This is a genomic window from Pseudomonas aegrilactucae (genome assembly GCF_019168305.1).
GTDB classification, from domain to species: Bacteria; Pseudomonadota; Gammaproteobacteria; order Pseudomonadales; family Pseudomonadaceae; genus Aquipseudomonas; species Aquipseudomonas aegrilactucae.
In genome coordinates this window covers 16,011-29,509 of record NZ_JAHTBI010000026.1, presented here as the reverse complement: position 1 = coordinate 29,509, position 13,499 = coordinate 16,011, and the positions used below count along the sequence as shown (strand labels likewise).

Annotated in this window: 11 protein-coding genes; 4 read left to right on the top strand and 7 right to left on the bottom strand. The window is 64.6% G+C overall.

Annotated features, from left to right (window positions below):
- The first annotated feature begins 96 nt into the window (after positions 1-96).
- From KUO17_RS08055 to KUO17_RS08045, 3 genes are read left to right on the top strand one after another with little or no spacing between them, the layout of a single operon-like run.
- Positions 97-1,506, top strand: a complete 1,410-nt coding sequence (locus tag KUO17_RS08055; protein ID WP_217974884.1) for a circularly permuted type 2 ATP-grasp protein — start codon at positions 97-99, stop codon at positions 1,504-1,506.
- 3 nt (positions 1,507-1,509) lie between these two features.
- On the top strand, positions 1,510-2,460 hold the full coding sequence (locus KUO17_RS08050; RefSeq protein ID WP_217974882.1) for an alpha-E domain-containing protein: 951 nt from the start codon (positions 1,510-1,512) through the stop codon (positions 2,458-2,460).
- A complete protein-coding gene (locus KUO17_RS08045; RefSeq protein ID WP_217974880.1) occupies positions 2,457-3,254 on the top strand; it encodes a transglutaminase family protein in 798 nt (265 codons plus the stop codon). Before KUO17_RS08050 ends, KUO17_RS08045 begins: the two co-directional genes overlap by 4 nt.
- Before the next feature lie 126 nt (positions 3,255-3,380).
- Here the strand turns inward: KUO17_RS08045 and KUO17_RS08040 are convergent, their stop codons facing one another.
- A complete protein-coding gene (locus KUO17_RS08040) occupies positions 3,381-4,562 on the bottom strand; it encodes an acetyl-CoA C-acetyltransferase (protein ID WP_217974878.1) in 1,182 nt (393 codons plus the stop codon).
- A 127-nt stretch (positions 4,563-4,689) separates the two neighbouring features.
- On the opposite strand from KUO17_RS08040, the gene KUO17_RS08035 reads away from it, so the two are divergent.
- Positions 4,690-5,571, top strand: a complete 882-nt coding sequence (locus tag KUO17_RS08035) for a LysR family transcriptional regulator (protein ID WP_217974876.1) — start codon at positions 4,690-4,692, stop codon at positions 5,569-5,571.
- 3 nt (positions 5,572-5,574) lie between these two features.
- Here KUO17_RS08035 and KUO17_RS08030 read toward each other — a convergent pair whose 3' ends face one another.
- The 6 genes from KUO17_RS08030 to KUO17_RS08005 all read right to left on the bottom strand — a co-directional run bounded on the left by KUO17_RS08030 (position 5,575) and on the right by KUO17_RS08005 (position 13,462).
- On the bottom strand, positions 5,575-6,066 hold the full coding sequence (locus tag KUO17_RS08030) for an Lrp/AsnC family transcriptional regulator (protein WP_163949012.1): 492 nt from the start codon (positions 6,064-6,066) through the stop codon (positions 5,575-5,577).
- Positions 6,067-6,152: 86 nt separating this feature from the next.
- On the bottom strand, positions 6,153-7,445 hold the full coding sequence (gene gabT, locus KUO17_RS08025; RefSeq protein WP_217974874.1) for a 4-aminobutyrate--2-oxoglutarate transaminase: 1,293 nt from the start codon (positions 7,443-7,445) through the stop codon (positions 6,153-6,155).
- Positions 7,446-7,494: 49 nt separating this feature from the next.
- A complete protein-coding gene (locus KUO17_RS08020) occupies positions 7,495-8,955 on the bottom strand; it encodes an NAD-dependent succinate-semialdehyde dehydrogenase (RefSeq protein ID WP_217974872.1) in 1,461 nt (486 codons plus the stop codon).
- A gap of 194 nt (positions 8,956-9,149) precedes the next feature.
- Positions 9,150-10,697, bottom strand: coding sequence for a PucR family transcriptional regulator (locus KUO17_RS08015; RefSeq protein WP_217974871.1), 1,548 nt, complete (start codon positions 10,695-10,697; stop codon positions 9,150-9,152).
- A 129-nt stretch (positions 10,698-10,826) separates the two neighbouring features.
- On the bottom strand, positions 10,827-11,870 hold the full coding sequence (locus tag KUO17_RS08010; RefSeq protein ID WP_217974870.1) for an ABC transporter substrate-binding protein: 1,044 nt from the start codon (positions 11,868-11,870) through the stop codon (positions 10,827-10,829).
- Positions 11,871-12,085: 215 nt separating this feature from the next.
- A complete protein-coding gene (locus KUO17_RS08005) occupies positions 12,086-13,462 on the bottom strand; it encodes an LLM class flavin-dependent oxidoreductase (protein ID WP_217974869.1) in 1,377 nt (458 codons plus the stop codon).
- Positions 13,463-13,499: the final 37 nt, after the last annotated feature.

The following is a 13,499-nucleotide window of genomic DNA, read 5'->3' as shown; positions in this document are numbered from 1 at the left end:
TGGGCACAACGCTTGCTAAAGTTTGTGCAAGGCCCGGGTAGTGGACGACAGCAGCCAATTAGAACAAGCCGTTGTGAACACGGCGAGGAGTGGGGTATGTCCCGAGCTTTTTTCAATGAGATGTACGATGCCGCGGGGCAATGCCGCCCGCACTATCGGGAGTTTGCACGCTGGTTGGCGGACACACCTCTGCAATTGCTGGAGCAGCGCCGTCGCGAAGCCGACCTGCTGTTCCATCGCGCCGGTATCACCTTCACTCTGTACGGGGACGAGCAGGGCACAGAGCGCCTGATCCCCTTCGACATCATCCCGCGCAGCATCAAGGCCAGCGAATGGCAGGTGATCGAACGCGGCTGCGTGCAGCGGGTGCAGGCACTGAACATGTTCCTGGCCGACATCTACCACGAGCAGCGCATTCTCAAGGCCGGGATCATTCCGGCCGAGCAGGTGCTGGCCAACGAGGGCTACCAGGTGGCCATGCGCGGCCTGGGGCTGCACCGCGGCATCTATGCGCACATTGCCGGGGTCGACCTGGTGCGCGATGGCGATGGCAGCTACTACGTGCTCGAGGACAACCTGCGCACCCCCAGCGGGGTGAGCTACATGCTCGAAGACCGCAAGATGATGATGCGCCTGTTCCCCGAGCTGTTTGCCGCCCAGCGTATCGCGCCGATCGACCACTACCCCAACCTGCTGCTCGACACCCTCAAGAGCGCCAGCCCGCTGGACAACCCCACCGTGGTGGTGATGACGCCTGGGCGCTTCAACAGTGCCTATTTCGAACACGCTTTCCTGGCCCGCGAAATGGGCGTGGAGCTGGTGGAGGGCGCCGACCTGTTCGTGCGCGACGACCGCGTGTTCATGCGCACGACGTGCGGCCCGCAAGCGGTGGATGTGATCTATCGCCGGCTCGATGATGCCTACCTCGACCCGCTGACCTTCAATGCCGATTCGATGCTCGGCGTGCCCGGCCTGATCGCCGCCTACCGCCTGGGCAACGTGGTGCTGGCCAATGCGGTGGGCACCGGGGTGGCGGACGACAAGTCGATCTACCCCTATGTCGGCGACATGATCCGTTTCTATCTGGACGAAGAACCGATCCTCAAGAACGTACCTACCTGGCAGTGCCGAAAACCGGCCGAACTGTCCCATGTGCTGGCCAACCTGGAGCACCTGGTGGTCAAGGAAACCCAGGGTTCGGGCGGCTACGGCATGCTCGTGGGCCCGGCCGCCACGGCGGCGCAGATCGAGGAGTTTCGCGTGCGCCTCAAGGCCCGCCCCGAGGCCTATATCGCGCAACCCACGCTGTGCCTGTCGACCTGCCCGACCTTTGTCGAAAGCGGCATTGCCCCGCGCCATATCGACCTGCGCCCGTTCGTGCTGTCGGGCAGTGAAACGCGCCTGGTGCCCGGCGGCCTGACCCGCGTGGCGCTGCGCGAAGGCTCGCTGGTGGTGAACTCGTCGCAGGGCGGCGGTACCAAGGACACCTGGGTGGTGGAGGACTGAACCATGCTTTCAAGAACAGCCGCGGACCTCTACTGGATGTCGCGTTACCTGGAGCGTGCCGAAAACCTCGCGCGCATGCTCGAAGTCAGCTATTCGCTGTCGCTGATGCCCCAGGCCGGGCGTACCGACGGCCACGCCGAGCTTGCCATGTCGTTATTGGCGGCCGGCACCCTGGAGGATTACAAGGCGCATCATGGTGCGCTGAACACCGAGCGCATGCTGCACTTCTTTGCCCTCGACGAAACCAACCCAGGCAGCATCTACTGCTGCCTGCGTGCGGCCCGCAGCAATGCACACGCGGTACGCGGGCGCATCACCGCCGACATGTGGGAGAACATCAACGCCACCTGGCTGGAGATGCGCAACATCGCCAGCAATGGGCTGGGGCGTTACGGCATCAGCCAGTTCTGCGAATGGGTCAAGGAGCGCTCGCACCTGTTCCGTGGGGCCACCTCGGGCACCATCATGCGCAACGACGCCTATGGCTTCATCCGCCTGGGTACCTTTATCGAACGGGCCGACAACACCCTGCGCCTGCTGGATGCGCGCTATGAAATGTTCGGCGAGGAGTCCGAAGAGGTCAGTGACCAGTCGGCGCGCGGCTATTACCAGTGGAGCGCGCTGTTGCGCGCACTGTCCTCCTTCGAGGCGTTCAACGAGATCTACCGCAATGCGCCCAACGCCGAACAGGTGTCAGAGATGCTGTTGCTGCGGCCCGATGTTCCGCGCGGGTTGCAGGCCTGTATCGAGGAACTGGACCAGATCCTGTCCGGCCTGCCTGGGGTCAACGGCCGCCCGGCGCAGCGCCAGGCAGCCGGGCTGGTGGTGCGGTTGCGCTACACCGGCATTGACGAAATCCTCGATGCCGGGCTGCATGGCTGGCTGATCGAGTTCATCAACGAGGTCCGGCAGTTGGGTCAGGCCATTCACGATGCCTACCTGGAGGTGGTATGAAACTGTCCATTCGTCACGACACCACCTATAGCTACGCCGACGAGGTGTGTACCAGCATCCAGTTCCTGCGCCTCACCCCGCAGGACAGCGCGCGTCAGCGTGTGCTCGAATGGCAGGTGCAGATGCCGCGCCCGGTGCACAGCCAGATCGACCCGTACGGCAACGTGCTGCATGTGCTGACACTGGACGAGCCACACGGCGAGATCGTGCTGTGCGCGCAGGGGCAGGTCGAGATCGACCCGACGCGCGAGGTGGAGCCGGACGACCAGTCGCCGCTGCCGTTCCTGCGCAGCAGCCCGTTGACGGCCGCCGATGCGGGGCTGCAGGCGTTTGCACTGCAGCATTGTGGGGCACGGCGTGACCGGGCGGCCTTGATCGACCTGATGAATGCGCTGGCCGAGCACATGCCTTACAGCCCGGGGGCAACCAGCGTCGGCACCACGGCGGCCGAGTCGTTCGCTGCGGCGGTGGGCGTTTGCCAGGACCATACCCATGCATTTCTGGCGTGTGCGCGCAGCCTGGGCATACCGGCGCGCTATGTGTCCGGTTACCTGTGCACCGAGGACGCTACCCATCTGGCCAGCCATGCGTGGGCAGAGGCGTGGCTGGAGGACGGCTGGTACAGCTTCGATATCACCAATCGGCTGGCACGGCCCGAACGCCATCTGAAACTGGCGGTAGGGCTGGACTACCTGGACGCCTGCCCGGTGCGCGGGATGCGCCGGGGTGGGGGGATGGAGCAGATGCTGGCCAAGGTGCAGGTGGAGCTGATGGTGCAGGTTCAGGGCCAGTAGCCAGGCCAGCCTTCAAGGCGCCTTCGCTGGCAAGCCAGCTCCCACAGGTAGATCACTGCTCTTAGGGGCAGTGGAGCACCTGTGGGAGCTGGCTTGCCAGCGGAGGGCTGCAAGGCAGCCCAGAAATCAGTCGCGTTCGATCGCCAGCGCCACGCCCTGGCCGCCACCGATGCACAGCGTCGCCAGGCCCTTCTTCGCATCGCGCCTGATCATCTCGTGCAGCAACGACACCAGCACCCGGCAGCCCGACGCGCCGATCGGGTGGCCCAGGGCGATCGCGCCGCCATTGACGTTGACCTTGCTCGCGTCCCAGCCCAATTCCTTGCCCACCGACAACGCCTGGGCAGCAAAGGCTTCGTTGGCTTCGATCAGGTCCAGCTGGCCCAGCGACCAATCCGCCTTTTCCAGGCAGCGGCGGGTCGCACTGACCGGTCCGATGCCCATGATCGCAGGGTCCACGCCGGCATTGGCATACGCCGCAATACGCGCCAGCACCGGCAGGCCCAGTGCGTTGGCCTTGTGCGCACTCATCAGCAGCACCGCCGCCGCGCCGTCATTCAGGCTCGAGGCATTGCCGGCCGTGACGCTGCCGTCCTTCTTGAACGCCGGCTTGAGCTTGCCCAGCGATTCGGCGGTGGTGCCGGCTCGCGGCTGCTCGTCGGTGGCAAACACCACTGGCTCGCCTTTGCGCTGCGGGATCAGGATCGGTGTGATCTCGTCGCTGAAGCGGCCCGCTTCGATGGCCGCACAGGCCTTGTGCTGCGAGGCGGCGGCAAATTCATCCTGGGCCTGGCGGCTGATGCCGTACTGGTCGACCAGGTTTTCGGCCGTGATGCCCATGTGGTAGTCGTTGAACGCATCCCACAGGCCATCGCTGATCATGCTGTCGAGCATGTTCGCATGGCCCATGCGCAGGCCGGTGCGCGCTGCCGGCAGCACGTAGGGGGCCAGGCTCATGTTCTCCATGCCGCCGGCAATGATCACCTCGGCATCGCCGCAGCGGATCGCCTGGGCGCCAAGGTGCAGCGCCTTGAGCCCCGAACCGCAGACCTTGTTCAGGGTCAGTGCCGGCACCGAATAGGGCAGGCCGGCCTTGATCGCCGCCTGGCGCGCTGGGTTCTGGCCGCTGCCGGCGGTCAGTACCTGGCCCAGGATCACTTCATCCACTTCGCTGCCGGCAAGGCCGGTCTGCTCCAGCAGGCGGCGGATCACAGCGGCGCCCAGTTCCGGTGCCGGGATGGCAGCCAGCGAGCCCTGAAAACTGCCGATCGCGGTGCGCGTGGCGGCGACAATGACGACGTCTTGCATGGAGTGTTCTCCTTGTGGGTAGTCTTGTGCCCTGAGTGTTGCGCCATTACATATATTTGTTAAGTTGATTTTTGAGATGGATTGATCGATAAACCTCAACAATTATGCACGCACCCCAGAGGCCCCCATGACCGTCAAGCAACTGCGCGCCTTCTGGGCCGTGGCCCAGAGCCTGAGTTTTGCCGTGGCCTGCGAGCGCCTGCACCTGTCGCAATCGGCGTTGAGCCTGACCATCAAGTCGCTGGAGGAGGGCCTGGGCGGGCGCCTGTTCACGCGCACCACGCGCAACGTCACGCTGACCCCTGAAGGCGAGTCGCTGCTGCCGCTGGCGCGACGCCTGCTGGCCGACTGGGACAACGCCGAAGACGAAATCCGCCAGCGTTTCACCTTGCAGCGCGGGCGCGTGACCCTGGCGGCGATGCCCTCGTTTGCCGGCAACCTGCTGCCGCCGATCCTCAAGACCTTCCGCACCCGTTACCCCAACATCGGTGTCACGGTAAACGACGTGATCAACGAGCAGGTGCTGGAGATGGTGCGTGACCGCCAGGTGGAACTGGGGGTGGCGTTCGAGCCCTTCGAAGGCTCTTCGCTGGTGTTTTCACCGCTGTACATCGACCGCTTCATCGCCGTGGTGCCGCTGGAGTCGCCGCTGGCAGGGCTGCAGCAGGTCGATTGGCAGACGTTGCTGCAGCATCCGTTCATTACCCTGCAGCGCCCCTCGAACGTGCGGGTGATGCTTGAAGAGCACCTCAAGGCGCGCGACATGAAGCTTGCGGTGGAGTTCGAGAGCCATCAGCTGGCGACGGTAGGGCGCATGGTGGCCAGTGGGCTGGGGGTCAGTGCAGTGCCGGCGCTGTGTGCGCAGCAGATGCAGGAACTGGGTGCGCGCTGCATCACGCTGGTCGATCCGGTAGAGCGTGCCATCGGCGTGCTGACCAAGCCGGGGCACGAGCTGTCGGCGGCGGCGCAGGCGCTGTTCGACAGCCTGCGCGACGCACCGCGTGCGTGAGTGCTATACCGCCGCCATCAGGCTGCGCAGCGGCACCTTGTTCTTCATCACCGGCGACTTGATCACGATGTAGCTGAAGTATTTCTCGATGCCGATGTCCTGGTCCAGGATCGACTCCATCAGCTCCTGGTAATGCTGGATGCTGCTGGTGAGAAAGCGTACCAGGTAGTCGTAGCCGCCACTGATGAGGTGGCATTCGAGCACTTCATCGATGTTGCGGATGCTCGATTCGAATTTCTGAAAGTCCGAGCGCTTGTGGTCGCTCAGGGTGACCTCGGTGAAGATGGTCACCGAGTTGGCGAACTTGGCCAGGTTGATATGCGCTTCATAGCCGCTGATGTAACCCGCTGCCTCCAGGCGCTTGACCCGCTGCAGGCAGGGGCTGGGCGACAGCCCCACGGCCTCGGCCAGGCTGACGTTGGTCATGCGGCCGTCTTTTTGCAGCTGCACCAGGATGTTGATATCGATCCGATCCAGCTTGGTTGCCGCTTCCATTCCCTACTCCTGAACCGGGGTGAACTAAGGCCACACTTTCGCTCAAGGGCCCCTTCGCTGGCAAGCCAGCGAAGGGGTGGCGGGTATCAGGCAGTGGCGCGGGCCAGGGCCTGGTCCAGCATGCGCAGGGCTTCGGCGACCTGGGCCTCGGTGGTCACCAGCGGCGCCAGGAAGCGCACCACGTTGCGGTACACGCCGCACTTGATCACCAGCAGGCCGGCTTCGCGGGCCTTGTCGATGATCGCCTGGGCCAGGGTCGCATCCGGCGTTTGCCCGGCATCGTCGGCCACGATCTCGATCGCCTGCATGAAGCCCAGGCCACGTACGTCGCCGATGCACGGGTAACGGTTCTGCAAGGCCAGCAGGCCTTCACGCAGTTGTGCGGCGCGCTGCTCGCCCTGGGCCAGCAGGTCCTCTTCCTCGAACAGGTCCATCACCGCCAGCGCTGCCGCACAGGCCACCGCGTTACCGCCGTAGGTGCCGCCCAGCCCGCCCGGGGTCGGTGCGTCCATGATCTCGGCACGGCCCACCACACCCGACAACGGCATGCCGCCGGCCAGGCTCTTGGCCACGGTCACCAGGTCCGGCTTGATACCGGCGTGCTGGAAGCCGAACAGCTTGCCGGTACGGCCGAAACCGGCCTGGATCTCGTCCAGGATCAGCACGATGCCGTGCTGGGTGCAGCGCGCGCGCAGGGCCCGCAGGAACGCATCGGGGGCACGCAGGAAACCACCATCGCCCTGTACCGGCTCGATCAGGATCGCCGCCACGCGGTCGGGCGCCACGTCGGTGGCGAACAGGTGGTCAAGCTCGGCCAGTGCATCGTCGCTGCTCACGCCACGGTATTCGTTGGGGTAGGTGGCATGGTAGATCTCGGCCGGGAACGGGCCGAAGTTCTGCTTGTAGGGCTGGCTCATGCCGGTCAGCGTGACGCCGAGCAGGGTGCGCCCGTGGAAGCCGCCGCGGAACGAGATCACCGCCGGGCGGTTGGTGTAGCCACGGGCGATCTTGATCGCGTTCTCGACCGCTTCGGCGCCGGAGGTGAACAGCACGCTTTTGTAGGCCTCGCCCGCGCCGATCATGGCGTTCAGGCGCGCGGCCACGTCGATGTAGGAGGCGTAGGCGACGACCTGGAAGCTGGCATGCGAGATCTCGCCCACCTGGCGGCGCACCGCCTCGACCACGCGCGGGTGGTTGTGGCCCACGTTGAGCACGCCGATACCGCCGACGAAGTCCAGGTAGCGCTTGCCATCCACATCCCACAGCTCTGTGCCCTGGGCGTGGCTGACCACGATCGGGTGGGCGGTGGCGATGCCGCGTGGCACGTGTTGTTCGCGCAGGGCCAGCAGGCGTTGATTTTCAGTCTGTGCAGCAGTCATGTGCAGCTCCATAAACGAAGAGAGGGGTGGGTCGTAGCAAACGCTGTGTTCAGCCCAGGCCGCCCATGTGCCAGGCCTTGATTTCGAGGAACTCGTCCAGGCCGTACTTGGAGCCTTCACGCCCCGTGCCGGACTGTTTCATGCCGCCAAACGGCGCCACTTCCATGGAGATGATCCCGGTGTTCAGGCCAACCATGCCGAACTCCAGGCGCTCGCCCACACGCCAGGCGCGGCGCATGTCCTGGGTGAAGTAGTAGGCGCCCAGGCCGAACGGGGTGGCGTTGGCGATGGCCAGGGCCTGGGCTTCGTCGGTAAAGCGAAACAGCGGCGCGACCGGGCCGAAGGTTTCTTCGCTGGCCAGCAGCATGTCGGTGGTGGCATCGAGCAGCACGGTCGGTTGCACGAACAGGTCATCGCCCAGCGGCAGCCCGCCGATGCTGATGCGCGCGCCTTTTTCCACGGCGTCGCCGATATGACGGGCCACCTTGTCGACGGCCGCGGCATTGATCAGCGGGCCGATGGTGACGTTTTCGCCCAGGCCCTCGCCGACCTTCAGGGCTGCCACTGCCTCACGCAGGCGCTCGGCAAAGCGCTCATAGATGCCGTCCTGCACCAGGATGCGGTTGGCGCATACGCAGGTCTGGCCGGCATTGCGGAACTTGCTCAGCATCACCCCTTCGATGGCCAGGTCGAGGTCAGCGTCATCGAACACGATGAACGGGGCGTTGCCGCCCAACTCCAGGCTCAGGCGCTTGAGGGTGTCGGCGCACTGGCTCATCAGCAGCTTGCCGATGCGGGTGGAGCCGGTGAACGACAGCTTGCGCACTGCCGGGTTGGCCGTGAGCTCGCCGCCGATGCCGGCGGGCAGCCCGGTCAGCACGTTGAACACACCGGCAGGGATGCCGGCGCGGTCGGCCAGCACCGCCAGCGCCAGGGCCGACAGCGGGGTCATTTCCGACGGTTTGACCAGCACGGTACAGCCGGCCGCCAGGGCTGGCGCGCACTTGCGTGTGATCATTGCATTGGGGAAGTTCCACGGCGTGATGGCCGCCACCACGCCGATGGGTTGCTTGAGCACCAGGATGCGCCGGTCGTTGGTCGGCGCGGGAATGGTGTCGCCGTAGATGCGTCGGGCTTCTTCGGCGAACCATTTGACGAACGTGGCGCCGTAGCCGATTTCACCGCGCGATTCCGCCAGGGGCTTGCCTTGCTCGGCGGTCATGATCAGGGCCAGGTCGTCCTGGTTTTCCAGGATCAGGCGATGCCAGGTTTCGAGCATGCGCGCGCGGGTGGCTGCCGGCACGTCGCGCCAGCTTTCGAAGCGCTCACGGGCGGCGTCGATGGCGCGCTGGGTTTCTGCGCCGCCAAGGGCCGGTACGCGGGCGATTTCGCTGCCGTCGGCAGGGTTGATCACGGCAATCGTGGCACCGTCGTCAGCCTCGACCCAGCGGCCATTGACGTAGGCGCGTTCGACGAGCAGCGAGGGGTCACGCAGGGTGCTTTTCAACATGTCTGGGGTGCCTTCTACGGGTGCGGTGGATAGCACGATTGTAAGAAGGGCGGCGCAGTGGCCGATGCCGAGATAGCAGGTTGAGCTGGGAGGAAATGCTGAATTTTGAGGGCTGCCAGCAGAGTATGCTGCGGGCGCCTGAGGTGCTTTCACCTACAAGGGGCGGGCCGCGTCGGCGCCGGGCGCGACGCGCTTCAGGCGTCGTGCTGCAAGCGGTACATCTCAGTCGCTACCTGCAGCTGAAAACGTGCCTGCGGGTTCTCCATCGACAACTGCAGCAGCTCTTCGATGCGCTCGACGCGGTAGCGTAATGTGCTGATGTGAATATCCAGGCAGCGCGCGCTGCTGGCCAGCTGAAAGCCTTCACTGGCCAGGGTGCACAAGGTTTCCATCAGCATGGTGCCGTTCTTGTGCCGGGTCAGCGGTGTGACCAGACGCTCAAGCAACAGACGCCGCGCATCCTCATCGCCCATCAGCGCCCGCGGGAACAGCACCTCGTCGAAACCGTGCAGCTTGCCCGGCCGCAGCAGCGGCAGCAGGGTGGCCACATCCTCGGCGCCCAGCGCCATCCCGGCCACCCCGCGGTGCACGCGACTGTACGCCATGGCGCCGGCCTCCAGTCGAATCTGCTTCCAGATCGACTCCACCGCCACATCGGCCGGCACGATCAGGCTGATCTGGTTCAGCGATACCGACAGCAACGGCGCTATTCCCAGCTCCTGGAGCACCAGCGTGATGCGCTCGGCCTGTTCCTTGCGCCGCCGAAACCCCTCCAGGCTCAGCGGGATCGGCTCGTCCAGCAGTACCAGGCACACGCGATAGTCGCGTGTCAGGCACCAGCCTGACACCAGCGCGCGCTCGATGGCGCGTGGCGTCTCGGGGAACTTGCCCTCCAGCAGCCCGGCCACCAGTGCGTGGCCCAGGCGGGTTTCCTGGTCCAGCAGTTCACGCTGGTGTGACAGGTGCAGTGCGCCGATCAGTGCAGCATGTTCGACTGCGCGTGAATGCAGCTCTTCGAATCCGTCGGCCGGGCTGCGCAGCCAGACCACACCGACCAACTCACCCTGCAGGCGGATCGGACAGCCCAGTCGAACGCCTGCGCCGTCCTGGGCCAGTGCCAGCACCTGGGGTTCGGCGTTGGCGAACAGGCCTTCGGGCAGGCTGCGCATCACCTCGCGTTCCAGCGCCTGGTCAACGCTTGCGCTGGCCCCGAGCACGCTGCCGGAGGTGGCCACGATCAAGGTCGGCAGCTCCAGTGCAGTGGCCAGTGCCACGGCCAGGCTCTGCAGGTTGTCGGCCTCGATCGCGGCGCGGGTGAGCATGCGGTGAATACGGTCGGAGCGGCGAATGATGCGGGTCTGAAAATTGATGATCTGTTCGAGAATCTGCTGGGTAATGTCGCTGAAGGCGACTTCCCAGGGCAGTTCCAGCAGCGGAAAGTTGCAGCGCTCGGCCTCGTCGATGGCGGCCTGGGGGAAGTGATCGTGGAAATGGGGGACCGCCATCACCACCCCGGCCAGTTCCAGTTCGGCCAGTCGACGCACCATGTCGCGGGAGGTCTGCGGGTCGTGCGGCCAGTTGTAGCCGGTGGTCAGCAGCAGGTCACCCTTCTTGAGCCAGTTGAAAATGTCCGGGTGATCGACGATCTGCACCCAGCCAAGCTCGCGCTCCAGCGCTTGCCTGCCGGCGACCACGGTGGCGCGGCGAAGGGAAGTCTGCTCCAGGGCGGCGGCAAGTTTCATGTGCAATCCACGATCCAGACACGAAGAAGGATCGCAGTCTAACGGACTGGACATGGCAGCGGCGAGGCCCTGGAACATGGGAATAGAACCTGTGCGCTGATCATCCATGAGGCGCACAGGGTGGGGAAATCAGGCCTTGCTGGCCCAGGCGTTGAATTTCTGTTCCAGCGTCTCTGCGTTTTCGAGCCAGAAATCGACATCCACGCGCAGTGCATTCTTGTTGTTTTCGGCTGCAGTGGGCAGGTCGTCAGCCAGCGACTTGTCGAGCATCGCCGCCGCCTTGCTGTTCGACGGGCCATAGGCCATCTGTTCGGTGTAGAGCTTCTGCTGCTCGGGCTGCATGGCGAACTTGATGAAGTCGTAGGCCTTGTCCAGGTTCTTGGTGCCGCGCGGGATGGCCCATTCATCGAACTGGTAGAGGTTCTGGTTCCAGACGATCTTCAGGTTGCTGCCGCTTTGCTGTGCAGCATGGATGCGCCCGTTGTAGGAGGACGCCATGACCACGTCACCGGCGACAAGGTATTGCGGCGGCTGTGCGCCGGCTTCCCACCACTGGATATAAGGTTTGATTTCGTCCAGCTTCTTGAACGCGCGATCGACGCCTGCCTTGGTCTTGAGCAGCGTGTAGACCTCGCCGGGCGCAACGCCGTCGGCCATCAGGGCGAATTCCAGCGAGCCGCGGGCGGATTTGCGCAAGCTGCGCTTGCCGGGGAATTTCTTCACGTCCCAGAAATCGGCCCAGCCTTGTGGCGCCTCTTTCAGCTTGTCGGCGTTATAGGCCAGCACGTTGGCCCAGACGAAGATGCCGATACCGCAGCCATCATCACTCTTGGTGCCTTCGATCCAGTCCTTCTCGTCGCCGAGCCTGGCATAGTCGAGCTTCTCGAACAGGCCGTCTTCGCAGCCCCGGGCGCGGTCGGTGTCTTCGGTGTCGAGCACATCCCAGGTCACGGTGTTGGTCTGGGACATGGCCATCAGCTTGGAGATCTCGCCGTTCCACTCGCCGGCAATGATCTGGGTCTTGGTCTTTTCTTCGTAAGGCTTGTAGAACGCGGTGACCTGCGCGGCTTTGCTTGCGCCACCGTAGGAAATCACTGTGAGCTTCTCTGCGAATGCACTGTTGGCCAGCATCAGGCCACCCAGTACGGAGAGGGTGAAGAGTTTTTTCGACATTCGAACGCTCCAATCAAGACTGTTGTTTCGAGTTATGTATTGGCAGTGGCAAGCGGACGCAAAGTTCGTAAGCGGAGGGTGGATTCTTATCGGGAGACGGGCCTGGTGGCTGGGAAGTGAATCGAGGCTAACGGATCGTGTCGAACAGGGGTATCTACAAAGCACAGGAGAGATGTAAATTTTTATCCTGTGCTTTGTAGGATAAGCGCGGATTGTCAGTGATCGAAGCGGAACCCGGCCCCGTAGGCCGAGGTGGGTAAATGGCTCGCGCCATCTGCGCGCAAGCGCGAACGCAGTGTGCCGCGTTGCGGCTGGGTACGGTACAGGCCGCGCTTTTGCAGCTCCGGTATCACCAGCTCGACGAAGTCTTCCAGGCTACCGGGGCTGATCAGCGGGTTGAGCATGTAGCCACTGGTGCCGGAAATCTTCGCATGCGCCTCGATGCGGTCCGCCACCTGCTGCGGGGTGCCGACCAGAATCAGGTCGCTGCCGCGGGTCACCTGGGCGAAGCGTTGCTTGACGTCACCCGCCGTCAGCGGCTTGCCACTGCCATCGGGGTGCATCACGTACGAGGTGAGCCCTTCGGTGTGGGTGGCCAGGGCTTCGTTGTCGGCGTAGCGGCTGATGTCGATGCCGGTGTCGCCGGCGTAGCTGACCAGTTGCGCCTGCAGGTGGTAGTTGCCTTGCAGTTCGTCGTACTTGCGCTGGGCGTCGATCTCGGTACGCGCGGTGACGATGCGCAGCACCGTCAGTGACTTCACGTCCTGCGCCTGGCGCCCGCGTGCCTGGGCCTGGGCCCAGATGTCCTCCAGCCCCTGGCGGATTTCATGCGGGTTGGACTTGGCAATGAAGATCAATTCGGCATGCTTGGCCGCGAACGCACGGCCACGCCCCGACCAGCCGGCCTGGATCAGCAGCGGCGTGCGCTGCGGTGACGGCGAGGTCAGGTGCGGGCCGGCCACGCGGTAGTGCTCGCCGACATGGTTGATCGGCCGTACGCGGTGGCCCTGGGCGTAGAGCTGGCGCGACTTGTCGGCCACCACCGCATCGTCGGCCCAGCTGCCTTCCCACAGCTTGTAGGCCACGTCGAGAAACTCTTCGGCGCGCTCATAGCGGTCGTCGTGCCTGATCATCTGTTCCAGGCCGAAGTTGCGTGCGGCACTGGCCAGGTACGAGGTGACGATATTCCAGCCCACGCGGCCGTTGGTGAGGTGGTCCAGGGTACTGAAGCGCCGTGCATGGGTGAACGGGTGCTCGTAGCTGGTGGTCACCGTCACGCCGAACGCCAGGTTCTCGGTGACCGCAGCCAGCGCCGGGATCAGCATCAGCGGGTCGTTGGCCGGGGCTTCGACGGCCCATTTGAGCGCGGCATCGGCGTTGCCGCCCAGGCCATCGTAGAAGCCCAGCACGTCACCGAAGAACAGCATGTCCAGGTGCGCCTGGTCGGCGATGCGCGCCAGGTTCGACCAGTAGCCCAGCGAGTTGATCGCCAGGCGCTCGTCGGCAGGGTGGGTCCACAGGCTCGGCGCGCCGCCACAGCCGACGCTGGCCTGCTCGTAGAGGGCAAACAGAAGAGGAGTTGGATCGGACATCTGGGTACCTGAAAAACACGTTGCAAGGCACAAACGT